The sequence below is a fragment of the Afipia birgiae 34632 genome (genome assembly GCF_000308295.2).
Taxonomy (GTDB): domain Bacteria; phylum Pseudomonadota; class Alphaproteobacteria; order Rhizobiales; family Xanthobacteraceae; genus Afipia; species Afipia birgiae.
The window spans coordinates 139,529-155,625 of sequence record NZ_HG326654.1 but is presented as its reverse complement, the minus strand read 5'-3'; the positions used below and the strand labels follow the sequence as shown (position 1 = coordinate 155,625).

General features: G+C 62.0%; 16 protein-coding genes. 12 read left to right on the top strand and 4 right to left on the bottom strand.

The annotated features are described in order from the left end of the window. The first annotated feature begins 11 nt into the window (after nucleotides 1-11). The 9 genes from BN32_RS19330 (at nucleotide 12) to BN32_RS19290 (ending at nucleotide 8,009) form a co-directional block, all read left to right on the top strand. The gene (locus BN32_RS19330; protein ID WP_019196364.1) at nucleotides 12-1,208 is read left to right on the top strand and encodes a vWA domain-containing protein; all 1,197 of its coding nucleotides are present in this window, start codon (nucleotides 12-14) and stop codon (nucleotides 1,206-1,208) included. A 10-nt stretch (nucleotides 1,209-1,218) separates the two neighbouring features. Next, on the top strand, nucleotides 1,219-1,548 hold the full coding sequence (locus BN32_RS19325) for an XdhC family protein (RefSeq protein WP_019196365.1): 330 nt from the start codon (nucleotides 1,219-1,221) through the stop codon (nucleotides 1,546-1,548). After that, a complete protein-coding gene (locus BN32_RS19320; RefSeq protein ID WP_019196366.1) occupies nucleotides 1,545-2,255 on the top strand; it encodes an XdhC family protein in 711 nt (236 codons plus the stop codon). The genes BN32_RS19325 and BN32_RS19320 overlap by 4 nt, the downstream gene beginning before the upstream one ends. Then, nucleotides 2,252-3,856 (top strand): NTP transferase domain-containing protein, encoded by a 1,605-nt coding sequence (locus tag BN32_RS19315; RefSeq protein WP_019196367.1) that lies wholly within the window; start codon nucleotides 2,252-2,254, stop codon nucleotides 3,854-3,856. The genes BN32_RS19320 and BN32_RS19315 overlap by 4 nt, the downstream gene beginning before the upstream one ends. A gap of 68 nt (nucleotides 3,857-3,924) precedes the next feature. Next, complete coding sequence (locus BN32_RS19310) at nucleotides 3,925-4,335, top strand: DUF4189 domain-containing protein (RefSeq protein ID WP_019196368.1); 411 nt, start codon at nucleotides 3,925-3,927, stop codon at nucleotides 4,333-4,335. Nucleotides 4,336-4,448: 113 nt separating this feature from the next. Then, nucleotides 4,449-5,156, top strand: coding sequence for a TetR/AcrR family transcriptional regulator (locus BN32_RS19305; protein ID WP_019196369.1), 708 nt, complete (start codon nucleotides 4,449-4,451; stop codon nucleotides 5,154-5,156). Beyond that, entirely contained in the window at nucleotides 5,153-5,926 is a 774-nt protein-coding gene (locus tag BN32_RS19300; protein WP_019196370.1) for an HlyD family secretion protein, read from the top strand. The genes BN32_RS19305 and BN32_RS19300 overlap by 4 nt, the downstream gene beginning before the upstream one ends. After that, entirely contained in the window at nucleotides 5,923-6,864 is a 942-nt protein-coding gene (locus BN32_RS19295) for an ABC transporter ATP-binding protein (RefSeq protein ID WP_019196371.1), read from the top strand. Before BN32_RS19300 ends, BN32_RS19295 begins: the two co-directional genes overlap by 4 nt. Next, nucleotides 6,861-8,009 (top strand): ABC transporter permease, encoded by a 1,149-nt coding sequence (locus BN32_RS19290; protein ID WP_019196372.1) that lies wholly within the window; start codon nucleotides 6,861-6,863, stop codon nucleotides 8,007-8,009. Before BN32_RS19295 ends, BN32_RS19290 begins: the two co-directional genes overlap by 4 nt. Before the next feature lie 71 nt (nucleotides 8,010-8,080). Here BN32_RS19290 and BN32_RS19285 read toward each other — a convergent pair whose 3' ends face one another. The 4 genes from BN32_RS19285 to BN32_RS19270 all read right to left on the bottom strand — a co-directional run bounded on the left by BN32_RS19285 (nucleotide 8,081) and on the right by BN32_RS19270 (nucleotide 11,656). Further along, nucleotides 8,081-9,358, bottom strand: coding sequence for an MFS transporter (locus tag BN32_RS19285; protein ID WP_040427040.1), 1,278 nt, complete (start codon nucleotides 9,356-9,358; stop codon nucleotides 8,081-8,083). Nucleotides 9,359-9,462: 104 nt separating this feature from the next. Then, nucleotides 9,463-10,218 carry a cellulose biosynthesis protein BcsS gene (bcsS, locus tag BN32_RS19280; protein WP_040427038.1) on the bottom strand — a complete coding sequence of 252 codons (756 nt, stop codon included), beginning with the start codon at nucleotides 10,216-10,218 and terminating at the stop codon, nucleotides 9,463-9,465. Nucleotides 10,219-10,352: 134 nt separating this feature from the next. Then, a complete protein-coding gene (locus BN32_RS19275) occupies nucleotides 10,353-10,814 on the bottom strand; it encodes a DUF488 domain-containing protein (protein WP_019196375.1) in 462 nt (153 codons plus the stop codon). A 38-nt stretch (nucleotides 10,815-10,852) separates the two neighbouring features. Further along, nucleotides 10,853-11,656, bottom strand: a complete 804-nt coding sequence (locus BN32_RS19270; RefSeq protein ID WP_019196376.1) for a DUF72 domain-containing protein — start codon at nucleotides 11,654-11,656, stop codon at nucleotides 10,853-10,855. 296 nt (nucleotides 11,657-11,952) lie between these two features. Between BN32_RS19270 and BN32_RS19265 the strand changes: the two genes are divergently transcribed. The 3 genes from BN32_RS19265 (at nucleotide 11,953) to BN32_RS19255 (ending at nucleotide 15,905) form a co-directional block, all read left to right on the top strand. After that, entirely contained in the window at nucleotides 11,953-13,065 is a 1,113-nt protein-coding gene (locus tag BN32_RS19265; RefSeq protein ID WP_019196377.1) for a glycosyltransferase, read from the top strand. Continuing rightward, the gene (locus BN32_RS19260) at nucleotides 13,062-14,567 is read left to right on the top strand and encodes a glycosyltransferase family 39 protein (protein WP_019196378.1); all 1,506 of its coding nucleotides are present in this window, start codon (nucleotides 13,062-13,064) and stop codon (nucleotides 14,565-14,567) included. Before BN32_RS19265 ends, BN32_RS19260 begins: the two co-directional genes overlap by 4 nt. A gap of 225 nt (nucleotides 14,568-14,792) precedes the next feature. Continuing rightward, a complete protein-coding gene (locus BN32_RS19255; RefSeq protein ID WP_019196379.1) occupies nucleotides 14,793-15,905 on the top strand; it encodes a DUF2778 domain-containing protein in 1,113 nt (370 codons plus the stop codon). Nucleotides 15,906-16,097 lie beyond the last annotated feature (192 nt).

Sequence of the window (16,097 nt, the reverse complement as noted above, 5' to 3'; positions counted from 1 at the left end):
CGGAAAACGTCATGTCGAATGACATCGAGACCCCAGCGGCCGGATTGATCGCGGACAATGTTATCGGATTTGCGCGAGCCTTGCGGGTGGCCGGCCTGCCGATCGGGCCGGGCGCTGTTATCGATGCGTTAAAGGCAATGCAGCTGATCGATATCGGCAACCGCGCCGATTTGTTTACCACGCTAGAGTCAATCTTCGTCAAGCGCCGCGAGCACGCATTGGTGTTCGCGCAGGCGTTTGACCTGTTCTTCCGCCGTGCCGAGGGCACGGAAAGCATGCTCGACTCGGTCCCGTTGCCACCCGAAGCGAAGAAACCTCCGCCGCCGGCCTCGCGGCGGGTTCAGGAAGCATTCGCCCAGAGTCGCAATATTGAGGGGCCTGAGATCGAGGAGAAGGACGTCCAGCTCTCGGTTTCCGATCGCGAGGTGCTTCAGCGCAAGGACTTTGCGCAGATGAGCGCGGCCGAGATCGCCGAGGTCACCCGCGCGATTGCACAGATGAAATTGCCGCAAGCGGAGTTGCGCACGCGACGCTTCAAGCCGGACGCGCGCGGCCAGCGGCTCGATCTGCGGCGCACGCTACGTGGAAGCCTTCGTACCGGCGGCGAGATCGTGAAATTCCAGCGGCTCGGCCGTATCGACAAGCCCGCGCCGATCGTAGCGCTGCTCGATATTTCCGGCTCGATGACAGATTACACCCGGCTGTTCCTGCAGTTCCTCCACGCGATTACCGACGCGCGCAAACGCGTTTCGGTGTTCCTGTTCGGCACGCGGCTCACCAACGTGACGCGCGCGTTGCGGGCGCGCGATCCCGACGAGGCGCTGGCAGCCTGTTCGTCTAGCGTCGAGGATTGGGCGGGGGGGACGCGGATCGCGATCTCGCTACATAATTTCAACAACCTCTGGGGCCGCCGGGTGCTCGGGCAGGGTGCCACTGTTCTTCTGATCTCGGACGGGCTGGAGCGCGAAGCCGATTCCCGGCTGGAATTCGAGATGGACCGGCTGCACCGGTCGTGCCGTCGCCTGATCTGGCTCAACCCGCTGCTGCGCTTCGAAGGCTTCGAGGCCAAGGCGCAGGGCATCAAAATGATGCTGCCGCATGTTGATGAATTCCGTCCCGTGCATAACTTGAAGTCCATGGGAGGGCTGATCGCTGCGCTGTCGTCCAGCCAGCCGCCCCGGCGCATCGAAACCCGCTCCGCAGCGTGAGGATCAAACCATGCTCAACCGCGACGAAGATATTTTGAAAGCCGCCGAGACCTGGATGAAATCCGGTCACGGTGTCGCGCTGGCGACCGTGGTCGAGACCTGGGGCTCCGCGCCACGCCCGGCGGGATCGAGCCTCGTCATCAACGATGATGGGACATTCCTTGGCTCGGTATCGGGCGGGTGTGTCGAAGGTGCGGTGGTCACCGAGGCGCTCGACGTCATTGCCAGCGGCAAGCCGAAGATGCTGGAGTTTGGTGTCGCCGATGAAACCGCCTGGAATGTCGGGCTGTCATGCGGCGGCAATATCCGCGTGTTTGTCGAGAAAGTGGGCAACTCTTGAAACAGGATACACTGGCAGAACTGAACGCCGAGCGCGCGGCGCGCCGGGCCGTGATCGTTGTGACCGACGTCGTGACTGGCGACCAGCGTTTGATCAAGGCTGCGAACATCGCCAGCGATCCGCTCCATGAAGACCTCGACAAGCACTTGCGCATGGGCAAGAGCGGGATGATCGAGAGCGACGGCAACAAGCTGTTTCTGAATGTCTATGCCCCGACCGCGCGCCTCGTCATCGTCGGCGCGGTTCATATCAGCCAGGCGTTGGCGCCGCTGGCGCAATCGCTGGACTACGATGTCTACGTGGTCGATCCGCGCACGGCCTTCGCGTCGCCGGAACGTTTTCCGGATGTACCCCTGTTCGCGGACTGGCCCGATGTCGCATTGCCGCCACTCAACATCGACCGTTACACGGCCTTCGTCGCACTGACGCACGATCCCAAGATCGACGATCCGGCGCTGCTGCATGCGCTCGATCGCGATTGCTTCTACATCGGCGCGCTCGGCTCGCGGAAGACCCATGCCAAGCGCGTGGACCGGCTGAAGGCGCAAGGTGCGAGCGATGCCGCGCTGGCGCGAATTCACGCACCCATCGGCCTCAATATCGGCGCGGTGTCGCCGTCGGAGATCGCGGTGGCCATCATGGCAGAGATTACCGCGCGGCTGCGGCTTCCCGCCGATGCGCCACTCAAGACGAAGTCAGCGGCATGAAGTTCGGTCCTGTTAAGCCTGAAGACGGCCTTGGCGGCGTCACTGTTCACGCGATCCGTCAGGGACCGCTCGTTCTCAAGAAAGGCACCGTCATCGGCGCGGCTGAAATCGCCGCGCTGAAGCAGGCGGGTGTGATGGAAATCGTCGTCGCGCGCCTCGACAAGGACGATGTGTCCGAGGACGAAGCAGCCGCAAGCATCGCCGCGGCGGTCGCGGGCGAGGGGGTCAATGTCGAGCGGGCCTTTACCGGCCGCGCCAACCTGTTCGCGGCGGAGGCCGGCGTGCTGGTGGTGGACCGCGACGCTGTCGATCGCATCAACCGCGTGGACGAGGCCATCACCTTCGCCACACTTTCGGCATTCAAGCCGGTGGTCGCCGGTGAAATGATCGCCACCGTCAAGATCATTCCGTTTGGCGTCGAGGCGAAGCTGCGCGACGCTGCCGTCGTCGCAGCAAGCGCAGGGCGGATGCGGGTCGCGCCGTTCACCATCAAGCGTGTCGGCATCGTCTCGACCATGCTGCCGGGGTTGGCCCCGAAAGTGATCGAAAAGACGTTGCGCGTGACCGAGGAGCGTCTCGCACCGACCGGCGCCCGCATTATCAGCGAGCGCCGCGTTCCGCACGACGAGAGCGCGCTCGCGCCCGCCATCAATGAACTGCTTGGACTTGGCGCCGAGCTGGTGCTGGTGTTCGGCGCATCCGCTATTGCCGACCGGCGCGACGTAATTCCGGCGGCGATCGAACGGATTGGCGGTGCGGTCGAGCATTTCGGCATGCCGGTCGATCCCGGCAATCTCATGCTGATCGGGAAGGTCGGGAATTCGCCGGTGCTTGGCGCGCCGGGCTGTGCGCGTTCGCCGAAGGAAAACGGTTTCGACTGGATCCTGATGCGCCTGCTGGCCGGGCTTCCGGTCACCCGCGCGGATGTCACCGGCATGGGTGTCGGCGGGCTCCTGATGGAAATCGTGACGCGGCCGCAACCACGCGTACCAATCGAGGCAGATGGTAACCACAAGGTCGCGGCAGTTGTTCTTGCCGCGGGACGCTCCACCCGCATGGGCGGACCGAACAAGCTCCTGGCCGAACTGAACGGCAAGAAGCTGGTGCGGATCGTCGCCGAGCAGGCGCTTGCTTCGAAGGCATCGTCCGTGATCGTCGTGACCGGTCATCAAAGTCTTGAGGTCGAGGCGGCGCTAAAGGGACTTAAAGTCGAATTCGCCCGCAATCCGGATTTCGCGGAAGGCCTCGCGACGTCGGTCAAAGCCGGCATCGGTGCGGTCCCTGAAACAGCCGACGGTGCGGTGATATGCCTTGGCGATATGCCGCTGATCGACGCGAAACTGATCGACCGGCTGGTGAATGCCTTCGCACCGGATCGCGGTTCGCTGATCGTGGTGCCGGTAGCCGGCGGGCGGCGAGGTAACCCGGTGTTGTGGTCGCGGAGATTCTTCCCGGAATTGATGACGCTCGATGGCGACATCGGCGCGCGCCATCTGATCGCGCAGCACGCGGAAGCGGTCGCGGAAGTTGAGGTCGACGGTAAAAGCGCGTTCCTCGATATCGACACACCCGAAATGCTCGCCGACGTACGGCGCGGCTAGCGTTTACCGCCTTCCTTTCCACCTTGTTCACCAAGTTGAAACGCCCTCCCGCCTAATGTGATTCCGGAATGACCTCGGGGGAGGGGATTTTGTTCGACCGCACTGCCGCGCAGGTTCGCGCGTTTTTTATTGTCGTTTTTGTTTCAGCCTTTGCCGCTCCGTTCGTCTCAATACCGGCTTCCGCAGCCGGCGCACTGGCGATCGGCAAGTGTGGTGCTTATGGCCAGGCATTCGACTATCCGGCCGAGCAGGCCGCGCGAGCGGCTGCTCTCAAGCAATGCAAGGGTGATTGCACCGCCGTGACCATGAAGCGTGCATGCGCCGCGCTGTCCCTCGACATGACCAAGCCCTGCGGCCCGCACGGCTATGCCGTTTCACCGCGCATTTCGAGCGCGCTCAATGAGGCGATGAAGAAGTGCTACGCCTTCGGCGGCAAGGAATGCGTCATCCGCGCCTGGGCTTGCGACGCCAAGGGTTGAGCTTCCGGCCGCGCCACAGCAACGCTGTCGCAAAATAATACAAATAAATCAATATATTAAACTGCTTTCAATTTCACCATTGAATATGACTGACTAGTCAGTCATATTCTGACATGGCAAAATTCCCGCTGATCGACACCCGTCCTGTCAAAGGCAAGCCCGCGCGTACTAAGGCGCGCGCGCCTGCTGATCGTCCTGCTCCGCCGCGTCCATCGAAGCGTGCTGTCGGCGCGACGGAGCGGCGCGCCGCCATCGTTGCGGCGGGTCTTGATGAGTTCACGGCGAAAGGCTTTGCGGCGACCCGCCTCGATGACGTGGCCAAACGCGCCGGAGTGGCCAAGGGCACGATCTATCTGCACTTCAAGGACAAGGAAGCGTTGTTTCAGGAACTGGTGCGCACGGCGCTCGGTCCGTTGATCGTGCGGATTTCGAATCCGCCGATTGGCGTGGGCGGAGGATCGGCACGCGCGGCGATGGAGGCTTTGGCCGAGACGTTCGCCCGCGAAGTGATCGGCACGCGCCGCGCAGACATTGTCAGGATGATAATTTCCGAAGGGACACGCTTTCCGCAACTCGCTGACTTCTATTACCGCGAGGTGATCGCGCACGGCATCGCCGGGATGCGCAAGCTGATCCAGTATGGAATCGCGCGCGGCGAAATTCGCAATCCGGGGCTGGCGGATTTTCCGCAGCTTCTGGTCGGACCGATGATTGTGACCGTGATCTGGCAAGGCCTTTTCGGCAAGCACGCGCCGCTCGACGTTGCCGCGATGCTGCGTGTTCATCTCGATTTGATTTTTGACGAGGGGAGAGCGACATGATTGCGTCGCGAAACGTCGCGCGGACTCTCGTGCTGTTGCTCGCCACGGCTTCCCTGTCCGGATGCTGGGATTCCAAAAGTCGCGGTTATCAGGGATGGGTCGAAGCCGACTTGATCTTCGTCAGCCCGGATGAGCAGGGACGCGTCGTCAAGCTCAACGTCCGTGAGGGTGATCATGTCGAGGTGGGTGCGCCGCTCTATGCGGTCGATGACGATCTTCAGCAGGCCGATTTGAACCAGAGCAACGCGACGCTCGCCAACGCTAAACAAGCTTATGACCGCGCGGCAACCCTGAGCAAGACCGGCTCCGGGACGCAGGCGAATTACGATGCGGCGCTGGCGAACCTTCGTGTTGCTGAAGCGCGGGTGAACACATCGCAGACCAAGCTGGAACGTCGGCGCATGAAGGCACCTATTGCCGGCACCATTCAGCAGATTTACTTCCGCGAGGGCGAAACCGTTGCGGCGCAACGCCCGGTGATCTCGATCCTGCCGCCCGGTAACATGAAGGCACGCTTCTTTGTGCCGGAGCCCGAACTGCCGAAGCTAAAGGTCGGTGACGAGGTGCGGGTGACGTGCGATGGCTGCCCCAGCGACATCACGGCGAAGATCTACTTCATCGCCACCACGGCGGAGTATACGCCGCCGGTGATCTACAGCCTCGATGAACGATCGAAGCTGGTCTATCTGATCCAGGCGCGGCCGAACAAACCGGACAGTCTGCGCGTTGGACAGCCGGTCAGCATCTTTACCAATGGCACGACACCGTGAGCATCGCCACCGCACAATCCGATATCGCGATTGAGGTCCATGGCCTGTCGAAGTCGTTCAACGGCCGCGAGGTGGTGCATGACCTGTCGATGCAGGTTAAGCGCGGATCGATCTACGGGTTTCTCGGTCCCAACGGCTCGGGAAAGACCACGACGATCCGGATGCTCTGCGGCCTGCTGACGCCGGACAGCGGCGAGGGAACCTGCCTCGGCTACGACATCCGGCGCGATGCCGACAAGATCAAGCGGCGCGTTGGCTATATGACGCAGCGCTTCAGTCTCTACCAGGACTTGTCGGTTCGCGAGAATCTCGAATTCGTCGCGCGGCTTTACGGCGTGCCCGATCCGCGCGGGGCCGCACGCGAGATGATCGGGCGCATCGGGCTGACGGGACGTGAGGAACAGCTCGCCGGTGAACTCTCCGGCGGCTGGAAACAGCGGCTCGCGCTGGGGGCTTGCACATTGCCGAGTCCACAGTTGCTGCTGCTGGATGAGCCGACTGCCGGTGTCGATCCCAAGGCGCGGCGCGAATTCTGGAACGAAATTCATGCGCTTGCGGCCGAAGGGCTGACTGTGCTCGTTTCGACCCATTACATGGATGAAGCGGAGCGCTGCCACGAGATCGCATACATTGCCTACGGAAATCTTCTGGTGCACGGCTCTGTCGAGGAGGTCATCGCGAATTCGGCGTTGACGACCTATACCGTGACAGGCGAGGGGCTGAACAAGCTTACGGCCGACCTGACCGGCAAGCCCGGCATCGATATGGTTGCGCCGTTCGGCACCAGCCTTCATGTTTCAGGGCGTGATGTTGCGGCCCTTGAAAACACAATCGCGCCGTACAAATCCCGTGGCGATACCGCATGGCATAAATCCGAACCGTCGCTCGAAGATGTTTTCATCGAACTGATGGGACGCGCGAAGGATAACTTCCAATGAGCGCAGCCGACACGAACAATGGCGGCGCACGGGGCTTCGGGCAGCGCACCTACGCTATGCTGGTGAAGGAGTTCCTTCAGCTGCGCCGCGATCGTGTTTCGTTCGCAATGATCGTGATGTTGCCGATCATGCAGCTCCTGCTTTTCGGCTATGCCATCAACACCACACCGCGCAATTTGCCCACGGCGGTTCTGTTGCAGGAGGACAGCGATCTCGGCCGCTCGATCCTCAAGGCGCTTCAGAATACGGCTTACTTCCGCTTTACCCGCGAGGTTCACACCGTTGCCGAGTTCGACAGCTTGCTGGAATCCGGCAAGGTGTTGTTCGGCGTCGAAGTCCCGCGTGGTTTCGAGCGCGGGGTTCGCCGTGGCGACAAGCCGGCACTGCTTGTCGCGGCGGATGCGACCGACCCGGTGGCTTCAGGATCGGCGCTTGGTGCGCTGGGGCAGGTCGTGCAATCGGCGCTCAAGCACGATCTGCAGGTGGGTGATCCGCCCGAGATGCCGTTCGAGATCCGCGCCCATGCGCGCTACAATCCGGCAGCGGAGTCGCGGCTGAACATTGTGCCGGGGCTGGTCGGAACAATCCTGACCATGACCATGCTGATCTTCACCGCGCTGTCCGTCACCCGCGAAATCGAACGCGGCACCATGGAAAATCTGCTGGCGATGCCGATCACTCCGGTGGAGGTGATGCTTGGAAAAATCATTCCCTACGTGCTGGTCGGATTTCTGCAGGCGACGATCATCATCGGCATCGGCTTCTTCCTGTTCCGGGTCCCGATCCTGGGCAGCCTGACTATGCTGGCTGCGCTCTCGACGCTATTTATCGCAGCCAATCTGTCGATTGGTTACACGTTCTCGACCATCGCGCAGAACCAGCTTCAGGCCATGCAGATGTCGATGATGTTCTTTCTGCCGAACATCCTTCTGTCCGGCTTCATGTTTCCGTTCGCGGGGATGCCGGTGTGGGCGCAGTGGATCGGCGAGGCGCTCCCGCTCACTCATTACATCCGCATCGTCCGCGCGATCATGCTCAAGGGCGCATCGCTGCAAAACCTGCAGTACGACGCTATCGCGCTGTTCGTGCTGGTGCTGGTTGCGATGACCATCGCGGTAAGCCGATTCAGGCGGACGCTGGATTGAGCGTGACCCGCTGTCCCGTATCCCGGATCATGGAATGCAGATGCTGCGGGACGGGTTATAGGCTGATCGTCTTATGCGGTCGCTGCTTTCGGCTCGCTCCGAAGCATCATCACCGCCGCCGCGATCAGGCAGAGGATGCCTGCCGCAAAGAACGCCGGCAGATAGCTTTCATACAGGGTTCGCGTCAGTCCGGCACCAAACGCGGCGGTTGCCGACCCAAGCTGATGGCCGACGAAAACCCAGCCGAACACCATCGCAGCGCGCTCCGGTCCGAAGTGCTTGGCGGTCAGCTTGACGGTGGGCGGCACCGTGGCGATCCAGTCGAGTCCGTAAAACACCGCGAACAGCGACAGTCCGTAAAACGAGAAGTCCGTGAACGGCAGGAACACCAGCGAAAGGCCGCGCAGACCATAGTACCAGAACAGCAGCCAGCGATTGCTGTACCGGTCGGAAAGCCAGCCGGACGCAATGGTGCCGACGAAATCGAAAATGCCCATGGCGGCGAGCAGGCTTGCGGATGTTGTCGCGGGGATTCCAAAATCGGCGCACATCGGTATGAGATGGGTCTGGACCAGCCCATTGGTGCTCGCGCCGCAGACGAAGAACGTCCCGAACAGAATCCAGAACACACGGGTCTTCGACGCATCGCGTAGTGCCGTGAAAGCCGCCGAGATGATTGAGGTCGCGGGTGGGGTTACGGGAACGGGCGCGGTGCCGTCATCGCCAACAGGCCGCAGTCCGAGGTCCGATGGCCGGTCACTCAGGAACAGCAACACCATTGCGGCGGCGACAGCGAGCATCACGCACATCGTGCCGAGAGCGATGCGCCAGCCGAATGCTTCGGTCAGGTAGGCCATGACGGGAAGGAAGATCAGCTGTCCCGTGGCGACGCTGGCGGCCAGAATTCCGACGACCAGCCCCCGGTGCGCGACGAACCAGCGCGTCGCGACTGTTGCGCCGAGAACCATCGCCGTCATGCCGGTCCCGAATCCGACGACGAAGCCCCACAGCGCGATCAGGTGCCAGGCCTGGGTCATGGCGAGAGATGCGAGCAGGCCGATCGTGATGATCGTCAGCGCCGACATCACCACGTTGCGCAGTCCAAAGCGCACCATCAGCGCCGCGGCAAAGGGAGCCATCAGCCCGAACAGCAGCAAGCGAATCGACAATGCCGACGAAATCTGCGTGGTGCTCCAGCCGAATTCTTTCTCCAGCGGCAGGATGAAGACGCCAGGGGCGCCGACGGAAGCCGAACTGACAAGAGCGGTGAAGAACGTCACTGCGACCATGACCCAGCCGTAGTGAATGCCTCGAGCGGCGAGGCGAGCGGAAACCCATGCGGAAATCATCGCGTATCCTGGTGAAAATCGGAAACAGACTTTATAGTATGATGAAAATCATACTATTCAATATTTCGTGTTTTATACTTTCGATATCGCCCGGGACGGGTCTGCTATCGGCGCGTGAGCAGACCGACGCGCCCATAGAGACCAGAGCGATGGCTATTGTCATCAACATAGCCCGCGCCGAGCGACCACTCAAACGCTGCAAACTTCAGTGACGTCAGATGAGCGCCGATCCGGTATTGTCGGTAGACTTCGTCACCTGATGTTTCCGCCTCCGGACCGGTCCAGAAGCGATCCATGACACGCCAGCCAGCGGCTCCACGGACGCCGAAGCTGCTGCCGATGGTTGAACCCGAGATCGATGACGCCAGCATGAGCGATGTCGTCGGTTCCCACCACAGATCGGCGGCGACGCGGACGCCCGCATGATTGCCACGCAGGCTGTTGCCCGGATCGTCCGGCGACAGGCGGTGGTTCTGAAGATCGAGACCGGCGAAAAGCTTGATTTCGAAGTCGCTCCGCTTGATCCGCCAGCCGGGGAGAGCCGATGCGAGGAGGCTGGTGCCGCGGATACTGGTGCTGCCTGCAAGATAACGATAGCTGCCTTCGGCCAGCAACAGCTTGAGAGTGAAACCGTCCTCGTTCAGGCCCCGCGGCGCCCATTGAACGCCGCCATAGAACGAGCCGCCGCTGCGCCAGAGATCGAAGCCGCTGAAATAGAGAAACTTCTCGGGATATGCGCCGCCGCTGAGTTGGCTCGAGGAAGGCAGGGGATCGGTCTGGTGACTGGCAACAGTTGGAGAGCCTCCGCTAAACAGCGCGGCGGCGACGCAAAACGCGTACACCCATCCTACGCAACGCATGGAGCCCCCGAGCCCCGGACATTCCTACGTAAAAATACTCAGGAATTAGAGCCTTGAACCTGGCGTTCGTCTAGCGAACGAGCCGGGAACGCGAGGCGAACAGGTGCGGAAGATTTGGGGGCCCTGTGGATAACTCAGACCTGCGGCGCGACCAGATCTTCGATCTTCACGTCTTCACGATCCTTGATGATCTCGGCGATGAACTTGCGGTGGCAGACGTTGTGATCGCGCTCATAGCACAGGATGCAGACCGGCCCGGCCTTCATCACCAGCGCCGCCAGTTCGTCCATTTCCCCCCGCGCCTGCGGCGTTTTCAGGTGAGCATGATAGATCTTCGATAATGCCTTCATGTCGCCGCTGCGCGCAGCCAGGCGGCCATCCTTCGGCGTGCCGAGGCCCCGAAGATGGATGTACGAGATGCCGCGTTCGTCGAGGCCTGCGGCGAGCTGGGATTTGGAAAAGCCCGGCCGCCGCGACGATGCGATTGCGCGCACATCGACCAGCAGTTTCACACCGGCACGCTGCAGTTCGTCGAGCACGGCCTTCGCTGGCGTTTGTTCGTAGCCGATGGTGAAAAGCTTCTTGGCCCTGGCCATTCTGTCTCCGGCGCTTGCTGACTAACGCGGCTGTGAGTTCATTTCACCCGTTCGATCAATTCCATCGCCCCGGCGGGTGCCCGGATCTTTCCTTCGTGGATCACATAGGCGAACACATCGCGGGGTTCTTTCTTCGCAGGCGTCTTGTCGGCGCGGGCGAGGTCGGTGGGTTCGCCGCCTTGCGCCCACAGTGTCAGCCGCTTTGCCCATTCATCCAACTCCTTGGGAGGGTAGGCGGTCTTGACCGTATCCTTGCCGGTTTGAAGCCGGACATAAACGAAATCGGAGGTTATGTCGGAGATTGCTGGATATTTCGCATGATCGGCGTATACCACCGCGACGTTATGCTTGCGCAGCAGCGCGATGAATGATGGCGTGCAGAAACTGTCGTTTCGCACTTCGACCACATGGCGCAGGGCGAGTCCGTCGAACTTGCGTGGCAGTAGTTCGAGAAAGGCGCCGAAGTCGGTTTCGTCGAATTTCTTGGTCGGCGCGAACTGCCACAGCACCGGCCCGAGCCGGTCGCCCATTTCCGTGACGCCGGAATCATAGAAGCGTTTGATGGAATCGCCTGCTTCCGCCAGCATGCGGCGGTTGGTCGCGAAGCGTGGTCCCTTGACGGAAAACACGAAACCGTCCGGCACCTCGCTGGCCCACTTGCGGAAGCTTTCAGGCTTCTGCGACCCGTAATAGGTGCCGTTGATCTCGATCGAGGTCAGCTTGGAAGCGGCGTAGGGGAGCTCTTTCGCCTGGGTCAGCTTTTCGGGATAGAATACCCCCCGCCACGGCGCGAATGTCCAGCCGCCGATCCCGATGTGGATTTGACCTGATTTTTTCGCCATTTCTTGCTTCCCTTGAGGCCCCTTGCGGAACGCTGGTCCCGTACCTATCTAGTTTCTACCGGCGATGTTGCAGCTACGCTCCGTCGCCGGGACGACCACGAGAAGATACCGTGAGAGGTTGAGCGCGCCGGATGTACGCGCGGCCTTGATTCTCTCGCCGGTTTCCCTCCGTGGTCGTTGGCATTTCTGGCCCCATCAACACCTGCCGCCACCCGGTTTCCCGATATTATCGCATCGAAATCGCGTCCCGGCAGGCGTCTTGGCATCGTCCGGCACCCCGGATATACGCATGCCCCATGACTGAGGCCATCTCACCCGGGGCGGCACCTGCGCGTCAACTATGCGTCGTGGTGCCAACTTTCAAAGAGCGCGATAACGTTCCCAAGCTTTTCTCAAAGCTGGACGCCGCGCTGTCCGGCATTTCATGGGAAGTCATCTTCGTTGATGACAATTCGCCGGACGGGACGTGGGAGGTCGCGCGACAACTGGCCCAGACCGATCCGCGGGTTCGGTGCATTCGCCGCATCGGCCGGCGCGGGCTGTCCGGCGCCTGCATCGAGGGAATTCTGGCTTCCAGCGCGCCGTATGTCGCCGTCATGGACGCCGACCTTCAGCACGACGAAACCCAGTTGCCGAAAATGCTCGCGCTGCTGCAATCGGGCGAGGCTGAACTCGCTGTCGGCAGCCGCTACGTCAGCGGCGGCGACACCGGAAGCTTCGGCAGCACGCGCCTCGGCGGCAGCGTGTTTGCGACCAATATTGCGAAGAAGCTGCTGCATATCGAGATCGCCGATCCGATGAGCGGCTTTTTCATGCTTCGCCGCGATCGCTTCGAGCAACTCGCACCAGCTCTGTCGGTGCAGGGCTTCAAGATCCTGCTGGACATCGTGGCGACTGCGGGCGGAAAACTCCGTGCCGTCGAGGTGCCGTATTCCTTCGGGGCGCGGCTCCACGGCGAGAGCAAACTGGATTCGATGGTCGTGCTGGATTTCCTTGGCCTTGTCCTTGCCAAGCTGACCGGCGATCTGGTGTCGCTTCGGTTCCTGCTGTTCGCGCTGGTCGGTGGGATCGGCCTCGGCGTGCATCTTGTCACGCTTTATACCGCGATCGGACTCAGTGTTCCCTTCGCCGAGGCGCAGGGCCTCGCTGCTTTCGTCGCGATGACCGGAAACTTTCTTCTGAATAACCGGCTGACCTACCGGGATCAGCGTTTGAAGGGCTTCGCTCTCATTCGCGGCCTGATGCTGTTCTATCTGGTCTGCAGCGTCGGTCTGCTCGCCAATGTCGGCGTCGCCGCGACCGTCTTCGATCAGAAGCCGATCTGGTGGCTCGCGGGCGCAGCTGGCGCGCTGATGGGCGTGGTCTGGAATTACGGCGTCTCCAGTCTCTTCGTTTGGCGCGCAAAATGATTTCCTCCGAGACGAGGCTCATACGCGGGACCGTTGTCACCGTAGCCGCGCTGGTGGTGCTTCGTCTGATCGCGGCAGCGTTTACGCAGCTGACGTTCGACGAAGCCTATTACTGGACGTGGGCCAAGCATCTGGCGGGCGGATATTACGATCATCCGCCGATGGTCGCCGTGGTGATCCGTCTCGGCACGATGATTGCGGGTGATACCGTGTTCGGTGTGCGGGTGGTCTCGATCCTGCTCGGGCTGCCGATGAGCTGGGCGGTCTATCGTGCCGCCAGGATAGTGTTTGATGACGCCCGGATCGCGGCGGCGGCGACGATCTTTCTCAACGCAATGCTGATGGCCTCGGTCGGCACCACCGTTGTGACGCCGGACGCGCCACTGATGGTGGCCTCAAGTTTCGTTCTCTATTTTCTCGCCAAGGTCTGGCAGACCGGGCGCGGCGCGTGGTGGCTTGCGGTTGGTACAGCGGTGGGAGCCGCGCTGCTGTCGAAGTACACCGCGCTGTTTTTCGGCGCGCAAATATTGCTCTGGCTTTTACTGGTCAAGGATCAGCGCCGCTGGCTGGCGTCGCCATGGCCTTATCTTGGCGGCATCGTCGCATTCGCGATCTTCTCGCCGGTGATCCTCTGGAATGCCGATCACCAATGGGTGTCGTTCATCAAGCAACTCGGCCGTGCGCGCGTCGAGGGCCTGACGCTCAAATATCTCGGCGAGATGATCCCGACGCAGTTCGCTTTCGCGACCCCGTCGGTCTTCATTCTCGGCGTCTTTGGCCTTTATGCGCTGGCGCGGGCGAGGGCGGCCCATGCCGCAGGCGCTACGCTCATCAACGTCAGCGTCTGGGTGATCTTTCTCTATTTCGCCTGGCATTCGCTGCACAGCCGCGTCGAGGCCAACTGGCTCGGACCGGTCTATCCGGCGTTCGCCATCGCCGCCGCATATGCCGCTTGGGGCACGACATGGAATCCGCGTGAGCAGCGCACGATGAACTGGTCGCGCCGCCTGGCGCTGCCAATCGGTGTCGCGCTGTTCGTTGTGCTGATCGTCCAGGCCAACACGGGCGTGTTCACGGGATTTCGCCGCGACGCAACGGTGCGCAGCGTGGGCGTCGGCTGGCCGGTGCTCGCCGGGGAGATCGAGGCGATCCGTGTCGCGCACGGCGCGAACTGCGTGCTGACGGCGGACTACGGCACCACGTCGTTCCTGATGTTCTATCTGCCGAAGGGCACTTGCGTCGCCCAGTTCCAGCAGCGTTATCGCTGGACCTTCATGAATGAACCGGACGCGGGTCTGCTCAAGGGCAAAGCGCTCCTGATCGGCCCGGCGGGCGCAAGTCCTGCGTATCTTGCCGGGTATGCGCGCGTCGAAAACCTCGCCGTACTGACTCGCAAACGCAGCGGTGTCGCGATCGAGACTTACGCGGTGGACTTGCTCGACGGCGCAAAGGGCGACGTCCTCATCCGCTCCCCGCCGCCGGGGTTCAGCGAGCCGCGATAACCGGCCGGATGGAACCCGTTGGTCTGCCTTACATCTGCCGGGACTTAATCCGCATTTAACTAAATGCCGCCTTAATGCCGCTCTGCACCTTTGCGAGATGTCGCGTGGGGAACTCCAAGCTCCGCACGGCAACTGACGCTGGCCCGCTTTCGCATGCGCCGTTCGCGCATGAACCGCCGAATGCAGCCGGTAGGACAAGGTGGGATTGTTCTGGATGCAAGGCGTATGAGTACCAGTTCTGTTGCGCGTACCGGCTACACGGCCCACCACGGACGTTCCTCGCGGACTTCCAGCCCTCTGAATATCGCCGGCGGCGCAGCGATTGCGTTCGTGACCCTGGCATGCGGCTGGACGCTCTACAGCAACGTGTTCGGCAGCAATCCGTTCGGAACGGGTATCGATGCGCCGGTCACCGAGCGGCGTGTGGTCTTCGTTGCCGCGCGTCCCGGTCTCGACCAGCAGGCGTTCGCCGATCGCTTCACCGCGCTGACAGTGACTGCTGCCGCCGATGAACCGCCGGCGCTCACTGTTGAGCAGAAGAACTACGCCGCGCTGATGGACGTGACCCATTCGCTCGGCGCCCCGCCGGTGATGTTCAAGCCGACGGTTGTCGCTGCCCCTGATACTCCGAAGCCCGCGCCGTCGCGGGCCGAAATCGCCAGCGCGCCCGATGTTGCGCTTCCGCCGACGCCGCCTCCGCGCGTCGCCAGCGTGCCGCTTCCCGCATCGCGTCCGGCCGATTTCAAGTTCGCGCAAAGCCGCGTCAAGCCCGGCCACTCCGAAATGGTGGAGCGGGCCAAGAACGCCGCGCTCGCGGCGATGGCCAGCAAGACACCGAGCCTGTTCGACAAGCTGTTCGGCCGCACGACGCCCGGTCCCGTTCTCGCCTATGCCGGCTCCGACGGCGGCGTGATGAACGACGGCACCTCGGTCACGCCCGGCGGATCGAGCGAGGACGACAAGCTGACCGCGATCTACGATATCACCGCGCGCACGGTCTACATGCCGAACGGCACCAAGCTGGAAGCGCATTCCGGTCTCGGCGCCAAGATGGACGATCCGCGTTACGTCCATGTCCGCATGCACGGCGCGACACCGCCGCACATCTACACGATCAAGCCGCGCGAGGCGCTGTTTCACGGCGTGGCGGCGCTGCGGCTGACGCCGGTGGGCGGCGAGGGCGCAATCCACGGCCGCACCGGACTGCTTGCTCATACTTATATGCTGGGACCGAACGGCGATTCCAACGGCTGCGTGTCGTTCAAGGACTACAACGCATTCCTGAAGGCGTATCATAACGGCGAAGTGAAGCGCCTGGTCGTCGTCGCCAGCATGTAAGTTATCGATTCACTCGAGCAGTTCACCTCGCCCCGTTCTTACGGGGAGAGGTCGCGAGCGGAGCGAGCGGGTGAGGGGCATCCAGTCTCTCGCGTGCCAGCCCCTCACCCGAAAACTTCGCTGTGCTCTCGTATAACTTCGTATAATGTATGACTATACGAAGTTATTACGGATCTTTCTCAACGCAATGCT